Genomic DNA, 13581 nt, shown 5'->3' with positions numbered 1-13581 from the left:
AAGACGAACCTCGACGACTGGAGACCCTCTGATGACGAATCGTATCGCGCTCGCCTCCGCCCTGGCTATTGGCGCTCTCCTCGCCGGCGCGCCGGCCGAGGCGAAGGGCTGCCTCAAAGGTGCGGTGGTCGGCGGCGTCGCCGGTCACGTGGCCGGCCACGGCAAGATGGGGGCGGCCGCGGGCTGCGCCATCGGGCACCACAACGCCAACAAGAAGGCCAAGCAGGGCTGAGCCGATTCGCACCTGAAACAGACCGGGTTCTGCGCGTGCGGGATCCGGATCGACCGCGCGACCGCTCCGAAGCCGGGCCCTGATCCAGGGTCCGGCTTCTCTGCGTTTGCGGACCAAGTCGGTCGCGCCGCAAGCGCCCGATCCCGTGCAGATGACCGCGCGCCGGCCCCGTTCGGAATGGCCTCCGGAAAGCCCCCGATCGCAAGCCTCAGCCAAGCCGCAACGTTGACCGCTCTTTATACCTGTTCTAATTAAGAACTGTGCAGGGCGCGCCGCGAACTTGGTCGCGCCACCGCGACTCACGATGGAGAGACCCGATGGCCGGTACCGCGAACGCCGCTTGCGAGAGCTGCCGCTTCTTCGACGATCACAAGCTCAACGGCGCCAGTGCGCAGGGCGACGAGGGGCTCTGCCGGTTCAATCCGCCGGTCAGCCAGCCCGCCCCGGAGTCCAAGGGCCTCTGGCCTGTAGTCGCGTCCAAGGATTGGTGCGGCCACTTCACCGCAGAGATGTCGGCGGCCGAGTAAGCGGCCTTTCCGGAGCGCCCTATGGGTGTGGTGCCCGGCGCCGCCCCGCGCATCATCGCGCGGCGCCCCGCGTGCGCCGCGCCTCTGACGACATAGCTGCATGCGCAAGGCCGTTGCCGGCCTCGCCATCGCGCGCTTATTCTGCCGTCGTGACAGACGGAATACGCCCGGCCACCGAGGCCGATCTGACGGCCATCACGGCGATCTACGGGAACGCCGTCAGCACCAGCACGGCCAGCTTCGAGACGGAGCCGCCGAGCCTCGATGAGATGACGCGGCGCTTCACAATCCTGCGCGCGGGCGGCCTCCCCTATCTGGTGGCCGTGCGGGACGGTTCGGTCGCCGGCTATGCCTATGCTGGCCCCTACCATCACCGCGCCGCCTACCGCTCGACGGTCGAGGACTCGATCTACGTCGCGCAGGCCTGCCGCGGCGGCGGGATCGGCCGCCGCCTGCTCGGGGCCCTGATCACGGAATGCGAGCGGATCGACTGCCGGACGATGGTCGCCGTCATCGCCGAGAGCGGCTCTCCCGCTTCCGTCGCGCTGCATGCCGGGCTCGGCTTCACGCCGGTCGGGACCCTGGCCGGGGTTGGCTACAAGCACGGGCGCTGGCTCGACGTCACCCTGATGCAGCGCCCGCTCGCCGCCGCCCGGACGACGCCGCCGACCCGCGTATGAACCCGGATTCGCGCCGCACGGGAGCAGGCCTGCATCTTCAGCCCTAAGCTGCGTTGTCATGATGCGGACAACTTCGCGCGGGACAGGGCGGGCAGGAAGCGCGTGCCGCCCGGGGCTCGGCCCGGCGAGAGCGCGATGTCGCGAGGGAAGGGGGCTTTCCGCGCGCGCAAGCGGTTTACGCGTGGGCGGTCGGGTCTTCGACACGGCTCGCGAGGTATGGGAGTTCGGGTATGAGGTTTACTTCGATCAGCCGCCGGATCGCGCCGCTCGCGATCCTGGCGCTCTCGGCGCTGGCGGGCCAAGCGCATGCGGCGACCCCGACCGATCCGAGCGGCACCTATCTCACCGAGGATGGTCGCGCCCGCGTGCGCCTCGAGAAGTGCGGGGCCGCCAACGATCGGCTGTGCGGCTACGTGGTCTGGCTGAAGGTTCCGCTCAACGACAAGGGCGAGCCGCGGGTCGACTTCAAGAACCCCGATCCCAAGAAGCAGGCGCGTCCGTCCCTGGGCCACCAGTTGATCATGGGCCTGAAGCCGAATGCCGATGCCCATTACGAGGGCAAGATCTACAATTCGGAGGACGGCAAGTCGTACGACGTCACGATCTGGACGGACGCACCCGGCGAGCTGACGGTGCGCGGCTGCCTGATCGCGTTCCTGTGCAAGTCGCAGACCTGGAACAAGGTCACCGACCTCGCCCCCGGCCAGCTCCCCGGCCCGACCAACGGCCCGAACGGCCCGCGCAGCGACCCCGAATACGCCGGCGCCGCCAAGCCGACGGCCAAGGCAGCTCCGAAGCCGGCGGCGAAAACCGCCCCTGCCGGCGCGCCCGCGCAGGAGTGAGGCGCGCTGCGCCTCAGCTGTCCAGCGCCGCGTAGGTCAGGACGCGCAGCTCCCGCCGGATCGGCAGCGCCGAGGACGGCACGAGCTGCGTCATGAGCACGACCGAGAGATCCTCGACCGGGTCGATCCAGAACGCCGTCGAGGCGAGGCCGCCCCAGGCGACTTCGCCGGGCGTGCCGAGGATCTGGGCGCGGGCCGGGTCGAGCATCACCGAGAAGCCGAGGCCGAAGCCGATCCCCGTGTAGGAGGTCTCGGCGAAGCGCGGCGTGCCCATCGCGGCGAGGTCGCCGGACAGGTGGTTCGCCAGCATCAGATCGACGGTCTTGCGACCGAGCAGCCGCCGGCCGTCCAGCGTGCCGCAATTGAGGATCATTCGGCAGAAGCGCTGGTAATCGGCGGCCGTCGAGACGAGGCCGCCGCCGCCCGACGCGATCGCGGGCGGGTTCGCGAAGACCGTGTCCACCGAATCGTCGAACGGCCTGAGCCGGCGCTCGCGGTCATACGCGTAGGTCGCGCAGAAGCGCGGCATCAGGTCGGGCCGGACATGGAAGTCGGTATCGATCATGCCGAGCGGACCGATGACTTCGTCCCGCAGGTAATCGGCGAAGGGACGGCCGCTGAGTGTCGCCACGTACTGGCCGAGCACGTCGGTGGCGACGCTGTAGTTCCAGGCAGTGCCGGGCTGCGCCAGCAGCGGCAGGGCCGCCACGCGGGCGGTCATCTCCGCGAGGGACCCTTCCCGGGCCAGGAAATCGACGCCGCGCTCGCGGTACTGCGCATCGACCAGCGTCGCCTCCATGAAGCCGTAGGTCAGCCCCGCCGTGTGGGTGAGGAGGTCGCGCACCGTGATCGGCCGGCGCGCCGGCTCGGTCTCGAGCTTCGCCCGGTTGCCGCCGACCGCGACGCGCATCGCGGCGAATTCGGGCAGGACCCGGGACACCGGATCGTCGAGCTGGAATAGGCCCTGCTCGTAGAGCTGCATCACTGCGACCGAGGTGAGCGGCTTGGTCATCGAGTAGATCCGCGTCACCGTGTCGAGGGTGAACGGCGTCGCGCGGGCGAGGTCGGCCTGCCCGCAGGCGCGCGCGAAGGCGGTGCGGCCGCGCCGGTTGACCGTCACCGACAGGCCGGCGAGCCGCCCCTCGGCGACGAGACGGTCCATCCACGGCGCGATCCGGGCGAGCCCCTCCGGGCTGAAGCCGGCCCCCTGCGGATCGGTCTCGGTCAGCGCGCTCATGCGGTCGTCCTCGCCTGGTCTGTCCGACGTCGTAAGGGCCGGGACCCGGAAAATCACCAGCCCATCGTGCCGGGGCCGCCCTTGAACGGGCCGACGATCCCGGGTGTGATCCAGCCGCCGTAGAAGCTGCCGGGCTGCGGCGTCGCCCGCTCCGTGCCGACGAAACAGGCATCCATCGGCCCGGCGTAGAAGGCGACGTAGCCGGCGATCCGGGTGAAGTCCGGGGTCGGGGCGGGATAGGTCCAGGCGGCGCCCGGCGCGACGCGGTCGCCGCCGCGCACGTCGAACAGCCGCGCCTGCCCCTTCCATTCGCAGATCCCGGCGCGCCGCGGGTTCGCGAGCGCCCCGGCCACGATGGCGTCCGGCGGCAGGTAGTAGGTCGGCGGGTGCGAGGTCTCGAGGACGCGAAAGCCCGCCTCGGTCTCGGCGATCACGGCGCCGCCGAGCACCACGCGCAGCCGTTCCCGCACCGGCTCGAGCCGCGGCGGGCGCGGGTAGTCCCAGACGCTTTCCGCGCCCGGCCCAACCGGGTCCGGAACGGGTCGCCTCGCCGGGCCAGTCATGGGGAGCCTCTCATGGGGACCTCGTGCCAATCGCTCGTGGACACACATAGGGCATTGCTGCCGTCATTTGTCGGTGGGCCGGGCCGTGCTAGCCCCGGGGCCGACGCTCAAGACCCGGGATCGCCCGCGATGGACATCGCCCTCTTCCTCGACTTCGACGGCACCCTCGCCGAGATCGCGCCGCGGCCCGACGCCGTGCAGGTCGCGCCCGGCTTGGTGGACACTCTGGAACGGCTGCGGGAGCGCCTCGGCGGCGCCCTCGCGATCGTGACCGGGCGCCCGGTCTCGGTGATCGACGATTTCCTGACGCCGGCCCGCCTCGATGCGGCCGGACTCCATGGGGTCGAGCGCCGCGTCGACGGGCGCCTCGCGGGCGGACGGGCGGAGGACCACCCGGATCTGCGCCGGCAGGTCGAGCGCCTCCAAGCGGAGAGCGCGGCGCTGGCCAACGTGCTGATCGAGGACAAGGGCGCCTCGGTGGCGGTGCACTGGCGCCTCGCCGACCCCGAGGATGCCGCCCGGGCCGAAGCCCTGGTCAAGGCGGCCGCGGACGCCCTGGGCGGCGCTTACAGGCTTCAGCTCGGCAAGGCGGTGGGCGAGATCGTCCCGGCGCAGGCCACCAAGGCGCACGCGATCCGCGCCTTCCTGGAGCAGGCGCCCTACGCGGGGCGCAGGCCGGTCTTCTTCGGCGACGACCGCACCGACGAGATCGCCTTCGCGTCGGTGAACGAGGATGGCGGCATCGCGGTCCGGGTCGGCGACGGCGACACCGTGGCGGGCCGGCGCCTGCCGGATCCGGCCGCCGTCCGCGCGCTGCTGCGGGACTGGGCCGAGGGCGGCACCATCGATCCGGCGGCGCTGCCGCCGGCCTGAGGCAGGAGCGGCCCCGTATTTGCCAAGTCCGTGATGTGCCGAGTCCAGGCGAGGCCTCTCGGCATGCGCGTGAGGACGGCTGGCCCGCGCTTCGCCCCGGGCATTCGACGAGGATCACGATGCCGGACGGTTTTGTGCGCGGCGTCCCGCGCGTGCTGCTGCGGATCGAGGGCGCCGGCATCCTCGGCAGTGCCGTCGGGGCGTATGCCTGGCTCGGGCAGCCCTGGTGGATGTTCGCCGTGCTGATCCTCGCGCCCGATCTCAGCATGCTCGGTTACGTCGCCGGCGCCCGCTCCGGCGCCGTGCTGTACAATGCGGTCCATACGCTCGCCGGGCCGCTGATCGCCCTGGGCTCGGCGGCAAGCCTGCATCAACCGGGCCTCGCGGGCGTGGCGCTAATCTGGCTCGCACATATCGGTCTGGACCGCATGCTCGGCTACGGCCTTAAATACGGAAGCGGTTTCGGCGATACGCATCTTGGCGCGTTCGGCCGGAGCCGTGAGAACGTGACGACATCCTGATGGGTGCGGCCGTCCTCGCACCGGGCCTGAGCGCCTGGACCCGAGCGTCGGATGGAGTCATCCACGCTATCGGCAGGCTCGTATCCTGCCTGGGGCGGGCCAGAAACGAGAGGTAGCCTTTCGATGTTCGAGTTTCCGGTTCTGGTCGGCGACATCGGCGGCACGAATGCCCGCTTCGGCCTCATCGAGACGAAGGGTGATCAGCCCCGGCCTCTCTCGCATGAGGCCACCGCCGACCACGCCGATCCGTCGAGCGCCATCAAGGCATCCTTGGCCAAGGATGGGGACCGCGCACCCCGACCGCGTTCGGCGATCCTCGCCATCGCCGGCCGGGTCGACGGGCCGGAGATCCAGCTGACCAACGCCCATTGGAAGATCGCCGGTCAGCGCATCGCCGAGGCTTTTGGGCTCTCCTCCGCGGTCGTGGTGAACGATTACGTGCCGGTCGCGGCCGGCGCCGCCGACATCGAGCCGCACGATCTCTCCCCGGTCGGACCCTGTCCCCCGGTGCCGGGGGGCGCCCGTGTGGTGCTGGGGCCCGGGACCGGCTTCGGCGCTGCCGCCCTGGTGCCTTACGCCGCCCATCTCGCGATCGTCTCGACCGAGATCGGCCACACCGATTTCGGCCCCGCCGACGAATTCGAGGAGAAGGTCTGGCACGTCCTCGAGCGGGTCGAAGATCGCATCACCGTGGAGACGGTCCTGTCGGGGCCGGGTCTGGCGCGGCTCCACGCGGCCGTGGCCCATGTTCGCACCGGCAAGCCGCACGAGAAGATCGATCCTGCGGCCGTGACCGAGGCAGGTCTCAACGCATCCGACCCGCACGCCGCCGAGACCCTGGAACTTTTCGGCCGGCTGCTCGGCCGCGTCTGCGGCGACCTCGCGCTGACCTTCCTGGCGACGAGCGGCGTCTATATCGGCGGCGGCATTGCGCCCCGGATCCTCAAGGTGCTGCAGGAAAGCGGGTTCCGCACGGCGTTCGAGCGGAAGGCTCCGTTTGCCGAGATGATGCGCAAGATCCCGACGAGCGTGATCACCGTCCAGGATCCGGCCTTCCGGGGCCTTGCCGCCCTGGCGAATGAGGGCGGCAAGTTCGTCTATCATGGGCAGGTGTGGCGGAAGGGAGCGTGACCGCCTCTTGCCCGTCGCGGCGCGCGGTGAAGCAACCCGGGGCAGCGCAACGCCGACCGGCGTAACGCGCTCTGGATTGTTTCGCTCCGCTCGCAAAGACGAAGGCTGATGCGGACAGGCGCTCAGGCCGCCGCCAGGGGCTTCGATACTTCTTCCAGCGACTTGCCCTCCGCAGCCGTGCCCCAGATGCCGCCGACCACCGCGGCGACCAGCATCAGCACGGCCCCGATCCCGTAGCCGAACAGCACCCAGTCCCGGGAGCCGGTCTCCACCAGGGTGCCGAACAGGAGCGGGCCCGAGACGCCGCCGATGCCGGTGCCGACCGCGTAGAAGGCCGCGATCGCGAGCGCCCGGATCTCCAGCGGGAAGGTTTCGGAGACGGTCAGGTAGGCCGAGCTCGCCGCCGCCGAGGCGAAGAAGAACACCACCATCCAGGCCCCCGTCTGGCCGACCGGCCCGAGCACGTCGAGGCGGAACAGCAGGCCGACGCCGGCGAGCAGCAGCGCCGAGATCCCGTAGGTGAAGGCGATCATCTTGCGCCGGCCGATCGTGTCGAACAGGCGCCCGAGCAGCAGCGGCCCGAGGAATGAGCCGAGCGCGAAGGGCAGCAGGTACCAGCCGACATGGTTGCCCGGCACCTCGTAGAAGCGCTCCAGCACCAGCGCATAGGTGAAGAACAGCGCGTTGTAGAAGAACGCCTGCGCGATCATCAGCGCGAGGCCGACCATGGTCTCCTTGCGGCTCGTGACAAACAGCGCCTTGAACACCTCCGAAAGGGGGGTGTGATCGCGGGTGCGCACCTTCATGCGCTTGCTCTCGTCCACGGGCGGCAGCGTGACACCCTCGTCCTTGAAGCGCTTCTCGATGCCGGTGACCACCCGGTCGGCTTCCGCGGCGTAGCCGTGGGTGGCGAGCCAGCGCGGGCTCTCGGGGATCCAAGTGCGCAGGAGCAGGATCACGAGGCCGATGGCACCGCCCGTGAAGAAGGCCACGCGCCAGCCCCAGGCCGGATCGATCACCTCGGGTTTCAGCAGCACGATCGACATGAACGAGCCGAGCGCGGCGCCGATCCAGAACGAGCCGTTGATGACCAAGTTGGTCCAGCCCCGGACCCGGGCCGGGACGAGTTCCTGGATGGTGGAGTTGATCGCCGTGTACTCGCCGCCGATTCCCGCGCCGGTGAAGAAGCGGAAGAGGCAGAAGCTCCAGACGTTCCAGGACAGGCCGGTGGCCGCCGTGGCGACCAGGTAGAGGGCCAGCGTGATGAAGAACAGCTTCTTGCGGCCGATCCGGTCGGTGAGCCAGCCGAAGCCGAGCGCCCCGGTGACGGCGCCCACGAGGTAGCAGGAGGCGGCCAGCCCCACATCGAACTCGGAGAACGACATCGGCGGCTTGCGTAGGGCGCCGACGAGCGAGCCCGCCAGCGTCACTTCCAGGCCGTCGAGCACCCAGGTGATGCCGAGCGCCACGATGACGAGGACATGGAAGCGGCCCCAGGGTAGCCGATCGAGCCGAGCGGAGATGTCGGTGTCGATCACCCGGCCGATCTCCGCCCGCTCCGGGGTCCCGGAGCCTCCCTCGACCTTGCTCGCCATCCGCGCAAACCCTCCCGAACTGTCGTTTACCGTACCTGAACAGCCGCCATTTACCGCGACTGCAGGCAGGTGTTGGCAACGACTTGGGAATCGATTCGGTTCGATCCGGTCTTCACTTGCGACGCGCAGAACGGGGGGCGTTCACGCGGTGCCATCTCATGCCCTCCCGACCTGCCCGTTTCCGCCCGCCATCCCTGATCCGCCTCGCCATGCTCGCGACGATGACGTTCGCGGGGCTGGCGATCGTCCCGACGGAGGGGGCGGATGTCCACCTCGAACGGCCGAAGCCCCGCGTGCAGATGCCGGGCGCCGATCGGTGGCGCCTCCGGCCGACCGAGCCGGCACTCGCGAGCACGACGGGCAGCATCCGCAAGCGTGCCGAGACCGCCATCCCGGCGGAGCGCCGCAACGTTCGCCTCGTCTACCCGGCGTTGCTCGAGGCGCGCTGACCGAGCGGCGTTTCAGGCTTGGCGATTCCGAGCCCTTGAGGCACAGCGCCTGCTTCGTCCCGCGCCAATGATAGGCTCGAGGTCGGTACGGAGTTCGCGGATGTCGGAAACGATCGCCCTTGTCGGGTGCAAGAGCCCGGCGCAGGAGGCGGAATATCTGCACATCCTGTCGGCGGCGATGCCCGAGGAACGCCTCGCGCCCTTCCGGACGATGGGACCCGCGGAGCGGACGGCCGCGCGGATCGCCGTGGTGGCGAATCCCGACCCCGCCGAGGTTGCGGCGCTGCCGGGCCTGGTCTGGGTGCAGAGCCTGTGGGCCGGTGTCGAGAAGCTTGTCGGCGCCTTCGACCGGCCGCTGCCGATCGTCCGCCTCGTCGACCGGGAAATGGCGCGGACCATGGCGGAGGCGGTCCTCGCCTGGACCTACTATCTCCAGCGCGACATGCCGGCCTATGCGCGTCAGCAGCGCGACCGCGTCTGGCGCCCGCACGCCTATCGCAAGCCGTCCGAAACGACGGTGGGCCTGCTCGGGCTCGGAGCGCTCGGCACCGCGGCGGCCGACAGGCTCGTCGGCGCGGGTTTCCGGGTCGTCGGCTGGAGCCGGACGCCGAAGGCGGTCGCGGGCCTCGACACGGTCCACGGGGCGGACGGGCTCACGGCGATGCTGGGCCAGTCCGATATCCTCGTCTGCCTCGTGCCCCTGACGACCGAGACGCGCGGCCTCATGAACGCCGCGCGGCTCGCGGCGCTGAAGCCCGGTGCGGCGCTGATCAATTTCGCCCGCGGGCCGATCGTCGTGACCGAGGACCTGATCGCGGCGCTCGACAGCGGCCAGCTCGCGCACGCGGTGCTCGACGTGTTCGACGTCGAGCCGCTGCCGGCGGAGTCCGCTCTGTGGAGGCATTCTGGGGTGACCGTGCTCCCGCACGTGTCCGGCCCGACCGACATGGACTCGGCCGCCGCCACCGTCGCGGCCAATATCCGGGCGTATCGCCGGACTGGACGGCCGCCCAGCGGAGTCGACGCGGCGCGGGGCTACTAGGCCGGACGCCCGGCATCGGGGTCATAGCTTCGGAAAGGCCGCCGCGAGGTGGTCGATCAGGACGCGCACCGCCGGCGGCAGGCCGCGCCGCGTCGTGAACACGAGATGGACGATGCCGGCCTGACCGCGCCAATCGGGATAGACGGGGACCAGCCGCCCGGATGCGATGTGATCGGCGCAGGCGTGGTCGGGCAGGAAGCCGACACCGAGACCGACGGCCGCCGCATCGCAGAGCACCGCGAAATCGCTGCAGGTCAGGCGCGGCTCGTGACGGAGCGAGTAGGTCGCCCCGTCGTCCCGTTCGAGCCGCCATTCCACCGGGCCCGGATCGTCGCGCGTGCTGAGCGTCGGGACGCCGGCGAGCCCGTCGATGTCCGGCCCGATCCGGCTCGCGACTGCCGGACTCGCCACCAGGATCCAGCGCGACAGGCCGAGCGAGCGCATGGTCAGGGAGGCGTCGCTCGTCAATTCCCGCCGGACCCGCAGCGCCACGTCGACCCGCTCCTCGATCAGGTCCACAGGCCGATCGGTGGCCAGCAGCTGCAGCCGCACCTTCGGATAGCGGGCGAGGAAGCTCCGGACGGTCGCGGCGACGACCTCGGTCAGACCAGTCGGGCAGCTCATGCGGATCAGCCCGTGCGGGTCGGTCTTGACCTCCGCGACGAGTACCTCGGCCGGCTCCGCCTCCAGCATGATCGCACGGCAGCGCTCATAGAAGCTCTGGCCGACCTCTGTGACCCGGAAGCGCCGGCTCGACCGCTCGATCAAGCGGACGCCGAGACGTGATTCCAGTCCGGCGACCCGCCGGCTGAGCTTGGATTTGGGCTCACGGAGTGCGCGGCCCGCAGGAGCGAAGCCGCCATGGGCGACGACCTCGGCGAAATAGACGTAGTCGTTGAGGTCGGCGCGGATTATCGTTCCTCCAACGGAACGCTGAGTACCAAAATTGCCGTCTACCGGCACCATCGTTCCATCGGCATCTCTCTCGTCAGCGGCGCACGAAGCCGTGCGATGGGGAAAGACGATGACCGGCAGATTTCAGGACAAGGTCGTGGTGGTGACCGGCGGCACCAGCGGTATCGGGCTCGCTGCCGCCAAGGCCTTCGCCACCGAGGGCGCCTCGGTGTTCATCACCGGGCGCCGACAGGAGGCGCTCGACGCAGCGGTGAGGCAGATCGGCGGCCGGATCACCGGCGTGCGGGGTGACATGGCGAACCTCGCCGACATCGACCGCCTCTACGATGCGGTCCAGCAGAAGCACGCACAGATCGACGTGGTCTACGCCAATGCCGGCGTCGGTGAATTCGCACCGCTCGGCGCGATCTCGGAAGCCCACTACCAGAGCACCTTCGATACCAACGTGAAGGGCGTGCTGTTCACCGTCCAGAAGGCCCTGCCTCTCCTGCGCGACGGGGCCGCGATCGTGCTCACCGGATCGACTGCCGGCAGCTCGGGCACGCCCGCCTTCAGCGTCTACGGAGCCACCAAGGCGGCGATACGGAGCTTCGCGCGGAACTGGATCCTCGACCTCAAGGATCGCCGCATCCGGGTCAACACGATCAGCCCGGGCGTGACCGAGACCGCCGGTCTCAACGAACTGTTCGGCGGCGGTGATCAGGCGGCGGCCACCAAGGACTACCTCGCCGGCCAGATCCCGGCCGGGCGCGTCGGCCAGCCGGAGGAGATCGCCGAGGCGGTGCTGTTCCTGGCCTCGGACGCGGCGAGCTTCGTCAACGGCGTCGAATTGTTCGCCGATGGCGGCCAGATCCAGATCTGACGGTTGAAGTCCGGCCGGGCGGGACGCGACACCCCGTCCCGGCCGCCAGCATGAACCCTGGCCGTATCCGGCGGTTAAAGGCCCGGCCCTCGACCCCCGCATATCCGCGGGCCGGCGCCGGGAAGGACGATCAGGGTTCATGGGTTGGCCGCGCCGCATCCTGATCGCCGCCGGGTTCGTGACCGTCGCGGCGGGCGTGACCCTGAGCCTCGGCCACTTCAGCTACGCGCCGATGCCCGACCGGGCGGACCTGCTCAACCCGGACCGCTACCCGATCCAGACCGCCTTCGACGTCCTCGGCCGCCGGGTCTCGCGCGCGGAGGTCGAACGACTGAACAGCACCGAGGCCGGGCGAAAGGCGCTCGCACCGACCAGCGGCAGCGTGGCGATCGATCCCGCCATGGTCGAGCGCGGCCGGCAGGCCTTCTACCAGGAGACGTTCGGCAACGAGATCTTCCTGACCGACGTGATGGGCATGCTCGATGGGGGGCTCACGCCCACAGCGGTGGCCCTGGCGGTGGCGAAACTCGGCGGGCAGGGCACCGGCAACCTGCAGGTCGCCATGGCCAAGGATGTGCGCGTCGGCGATCGCGTCTACCGGACGGGCGAGCTGGTCTCGACCGGGCTCGATGTGCCGAAGGGCGGATCCTTCATCATCGGGATCAAGACCTTCTCCGACCGCGGCCATCTGCGTATGGGGATCACCTGCGCCCTGTGCCACGCCGCGGTCGATCCCGGCACCGGCAAGGTCGTGGAAGGCGCGCCGAACACCGACCTCAATGCCGGGCTGCTGCTGGCCCTCGCCAAAAATTCGTCGGCCTACTTCATGCACGCCAGTGTGCCCGAGGCCGATGCCCGGCCCTCCGCCGACCCGCAGCACACCGGTTCGACCACCACGGGACCGGCCCTGCCGGACGCCGCTTCCGTCGAGGCGGCCACCAAGGTGCAGGTGGCGAGCTGGCCGCCGGGCAGCTTCGACTCGTCGGCCGACCGCGTCACCAACCCGACCTCGATCCCGTCGAGCTTTTCCGCCCACGGCGAGCCCTACAGCTGGAGCGGGCGCGAGGCGATCGGGCCCTTCGCTGGCCTGTCCTCCCTCAACAACAACGTCCACGCCGCCAATTCCGACACGACCCAGCTCGCCGCCGCTGCGCCGTGGCTGTTCGGCATGGATCCGGAAACGTATCTCGGCATCGTCCTGCGCGGTGCGGCCACGGAGGCGTTCCGCTACAAGCCGGATGGCGGCCGGAGCCCGTCCGCAGTGCTGGACAGCGTCGATCCGACGCCGGCCTCGCCGGGCCTCAACAGCTACGCGGTCCTGCCGACCTACCCGGCGACCAACTACGTCACCGACAACGGCCTGTTCACCTCGGTCCCCGGCGAGCCGGTCAACCACGCCAACAACGCCATGTCGGCTTTTCAGAACCTGCTGCACCCGCCTGCGGCCGGGCAGGATGCCTACAGGGCGACAGCCGGGCGTGCGGTGTTCGAGAAGGCCGGTTGCGGCACCTGCCATTCCGGGCCGGCGCTCACCAACCATCGGGTCGTCCCGGAGGCCGAGATCGGCACCGAGCCAACCCGGGCGCGGGCGGGCGCCAAGATGGAGGCGCGCCTGTCGCCACCGACGATATTCGCCACCGACACCCCGTTCCCGATGCCGACCGATCCGGTGATCGTCCCGGTGCCGCTCGCGGGCGACGCCCTCGCGCAGGTGCAACTCGCCTGGGGACAGGGCGGCACGGAGGGCGGCTACAAGGTGCCGAACCTCGTGGGCCTCGCCTGGACGGCACCGTATCTGCACGATTCCGGCGTGGCGGTCGGTCGCGACGCGGATACGCAGCTCGGCGTGCCCGGCACCCTGTACAAGGGCATCGCACCGGATCCTGCCAACAGCCTGCGCGCCCTTGTCGACCGGGACCTGCGGGCGAAGGTCATCGCCGCCAACGCGGCCTCGGATACAGCGCGCACCGCCCGCGTTACCGGCAGAGGGCACGCCTTTTGGGCGGATGCGGGCTCGGGCGTCTCCCCGGAGGAGCAGACGGCGCTGATCGCCTACCTGCTCTCGGTCGATCGCCTGACCGAGCCGGCCGCGACGCCCTGACCCCGCCGCGC

The 13581-nt window shown here is 70.3% G+C and carries 15 protein-coding genes; 11 read left to right on the top strand and 4 right to left on the bottom strand.

Features of this window, described 5'->3' with window-relative positions; all coding sequences use genetic code 11:
• Window positions 1-31: 31 nt before the first annotated feature.
• The 4 genes from ABIE45_RS29370 to ABIE45_RS29355 all read left to right on the top strand — a co-directional run bounded on the left by ABIE45_RS29370 (window position 32) and on the right by ABIE45_RS29355 (window position 2281).
• Window positions 32-232 carry a hypothetical protein gene (locus ABIE45_RS29370; protein ID WP_192707978.1) on the top strand — a complete coding sequence of 67 codons (201 nt, stop codon included), beginning with the start codon at window positions 32-34 and terminating at the stop codon, window positions 230-232.
• Between the two features lie 317 nt (window positions 233-549).
• Window positions 550-759: a hypothetical protein gene (locus ABIE45_RS29365; protein WP_192707979.1), complete on the top strand. Its 210-nt coding sequence runs from the start codon at window positions 550-552 to the stop codon at window positions 757-759.
• Window positions 760-908: 149 nt separating this feature from the next.
• A complete protein-coding gene (locus ABIE45_RS29360) occupies window positions 909-1439 on the top strand; it encodes a GNAT family N-acetyltransferase (RefSeq protein ID WP_209578362.1) in 531 nt (176 codons plus the stop codon).
• 230 nt (window positions 1440-1669) lie between these two features.
• The gene (locus tag ABIE45_RS29355) at window positions 1670-2281 is read left to right on the top strand and encodes a DUF2147 domain-containing protein (RefSeq protein WP_192707980.1); all 612 of its coding nucleotides are present in this window, start codon (window positions 1670-1672) and stop codon (window positions 2279-2281) included.
• A gap of 13 nt (window positions 2282-2294) precedes the next feature.
• Here the strand turns inward: ABIE45_RS29355 and ABIE45_RS29350 are convergent, their stop codons facing one another.
• Window positions 2295-3518, bottom strand: a complete 1224-nt coding sequence (locus ABIE45_RS29350) for a serine hydrolase domain-containing protein (RefSeq protein WP_192707981.1) — start codon at window positions 3516-3518, stop codon at window positions 2295-2297.
• 53 nt (window positions 3519-3571) lie between these two features.
• Window positions 3572-4081 carry a DUF427 domain-containing protein gene (locus ABIE45_RS29345; RefSeq protein WP_192707982.1) on the bottom strand — a complete coding sequence of 170 codons (510 nt, stop codon included), beginning with the start codon at window positions 4079-4081 and terminating at the stop codon, window positions 3572-3574.
• A gap of 129 nt (window positions 4082-4210) precedes the next feature.
• Here ABIE45_RS29345 and otsB point away from each other — a divergent pair, with 129 nt between their 5' ends.
• From otsB to ABIE45_RS29330, 3 genes are all read left to right on the top strand, one after another.
• The gene (gene otsB, locus ABIE45_RS29340) at window positions 4211-4954 is read left to right on the top strand and encodes a trehalose-phosphatase (protein ID WP_192707983.1); all 744 of its coding nucleotides are present in this window, start codon (window positions 4211-4213) and stop codon (window positions 4952-4954) included.
• Window positions 4955-5073: 119 nt separating this feature from the next.
• On the top strand, window positions 5074-5475 hold the full coding sequence (locus ABIE45_RS29335) for a DUF4260 domain-containing protein (protein WP_192707984.1): 402 nt from the start codon (window positions 5074-5076) through the stop codon (window positions 5473-5475).
• A 123-nt stretch (window positions 5476-5598) separates the two neighbouring features.
• Window positions 5599-6606, top strand: coding sequence for a glucokinase (locus ABIE45_RS29330; protein WP_192707985.1), 1008 nt, complete (start codon window positions 5599-5601; stop codon window positions 6604-6606).
• Between the two features lie 122 nt (window positions 6607-6728).
• Here ABIE45_RS29330 and ABIE45_RS29325 read toward each other — a convergent pair whose 3' ends face one another.
• Complete coding sequence (locus ABIE45_RS29325) at window positions 6729-8201, bottom strand: MFS transporter (protein ID WP_192707986.1); 1473 nt, start codon at window positions 8199-8201, stop codon at window positions 6729-6731.
• A 158-nt stretch (window positions 8202-8359) separates the two neighbouring features.
• Here ABIE45_RS29325 and ABIE45_RS29320 point away from each other — a divergent pair, with 158 nt between their 5' ends.
• On the top strand, window positions 8360-8650 hold the full coding sequence (locus tag ABIE45_RS29320) for a hypothetical protein (protein ID WP_373622794.1): 291 nt from the start codon (window positions 8360-8362) through the stop codon (window positions 8648-8650).
• Window positions 8651-8750: 100 nt separating this feature from the next.
• Window positions 8751-9692: a glyoxylate/hydroxypyruvate reductase A gene (locus ABIE45_RS29315; protein ID WP_192707987.1), complete on the top strand. Its 942-nt coding sequence runs from the start codon at window positions 8751-8753 to the stop codon at window positions 9690-9692.
• A 21-nt stretch (window positions 9693-9713) separates the two neighbouring features.
• Here the strand turns inward: ABIE45_RS29315 and ABIE45_RS29310 are convergent, their stop codons facing one another.
• On the bottom strand, window positions 9714-10607 hold the full coding sequence (locus ABIE45_RS29310) for a LysR family transcriptional regulator (protein WP_192708123.1): 894 nt from the start codon (window positions 10605-10607) through the stop codon (window positions 9714-9716).
• A 109-nt stretch (window positions 10608-10716) separates the two neighbouring features.
• On the opposite strand from ABIE45_RS29310, the gene ABIE45_RS29305 reads away from it, so the two are divergent.
• Both ABIE45_RS29305 and ABIE45_RS29300 read left to right on the top strand, forming a co-directional pair.
• Window positions 10717-11469, top strand: coding sequence for an SDR family oxidoreductase (locus ABIE45_RS29305; RefSeq protein WP_192707988.1), 753 nt, complete (start codon window positions 10717-10719; stop codon window positions 11467-11469).
• A 139-nt stretch (window positions 11470-11608) separates the two neighbouring features.
• On the top strand, window positions 11609-13570 hold the full coding sequence (locus ABIE45_RS29300) for a cytochrome C oxidase Cbb3 (protein WP_192707989.1): 1962 nt from the start codon (window positions 11609-11611) through the stop codon (window positions 13568-13570).
• Window positions 13571-13581 lie beyond the last annotated feature (11 nt).

Origin of the sequence: Methylobacterium sp. OAE515, from assembly GCF_041806315.1 — a bacterium.
Taxonomy (GTDB): Bacteria; Pseudomonadota; Alphaproteobacteria; order Rhizobiales; family Beijerinckiaceae; genus Methylobacterium; species Methylobacterium tardum.
This window is presented reverse-complemented; position numbering and strand designations above follow the sequence as displayed.

What these genes read in the sequence shown, in the direction of transcription:
- ABIE45_RS29370 (WP_192707978.1), top strand. Translation starts at nt 32, where the DNA reads ATGACGAATCGTATCGCGCTCGCCTCCGCCCTGGCTATTGGCGCTCTC.
- ABIE45_RS29365 (WP_192707979.1), top strand. Translation starts at nt 550, where the DNA reads ATGGCCGGTACCGCGAACGCCGCTTGCGAGAGCTGCCGCTTCTTCGAC.
- ABIE45_RS29355 (WP_192707980.1), top strand. Translation starts at nt 1,670, where the DNA reads ATGAGGTTTACTTCGATCAGCCGCCGGATCGCGCCGCTCGCGATCCTG.
- ABIE45_RS29350 (WP_192707981.1), bottom strand. Translation starts at nt 3,518, where the DNA reads ATGAGCGCGCTGACCGAGACCGATCCGCAGGGGGCCGGCTTCAGCCCG.
- ABIE45_RS29345 (WP_192707982.1), bottom strand. Translation starts at nt 4,081, where the DNA reads ATGACTGGCCCGGCGAGGCGACCCGTTCCGGACCCGGTTGGGCCGGGC.
- otsB (WP_192707983.1), top strand. Translation starts at nt 4,211, where the DNA reads ATGGACATCGCCCTCTTCCTCGACTTCGACGGCACCCTCGCCGAGATC.
- ABIE45_RS29335 (WP_192707984.1), top strand. Translation starts at nt 5,074, where the DNA reads ATGCCGGACGGTTTTGTGCGCGGCGTCCCGCGCGTGCTGCTGCGGATC.
- ABIE45_RS29330 (WP_192707985.1), top strand. Translation starts at nt 5,599, where the DNA reads ATGTTCGAGTTTCCGGTTCTGGTCGGCGACATCGGCGGCACGAATGCC.
- ABIE45_RS29325 (WP_192707986.1), bottom strand. Translation starts at nt 8,201, where the DNA reads ATGGCGAGCAAGGTCGAGGGAGGCTCCGGGACCCCGGAGCGGGCGGAG.
- ABIE45_RS29320 (WP_373622794.1), top strand. Translation starts at nt 8,360, where the DNA reads ATGCCCTCCCGACCTGCCCGTTTCCGCCCGCCATCCCTGATCCGCCTC.
- ABIE45_RS29315 (WP_192707987.1), top strand. Translation starts at nt 8,751, where the DNA reads ATGTCGGAAACGATCGCCCTTGTCGGGTGCAAGAGCCCGGCGCAGGAG.
- ABIE45_RS29305 (WP_192707988.1), top strand. Translation starts at nt 10,717, where the DNA reads ATGACCGGCAGATTTCAGGACAAGGTCGTGGTGGTGACCGGCGGCACC.
- ABIE45_RS29300 (WP_192707989.1), top strand. Translation starts at nt 11,609, where the DNA reads ATGGGTTGGCCGCGCCGCATCCTGATCGCCGCCGGGTTCGTGACCGTC.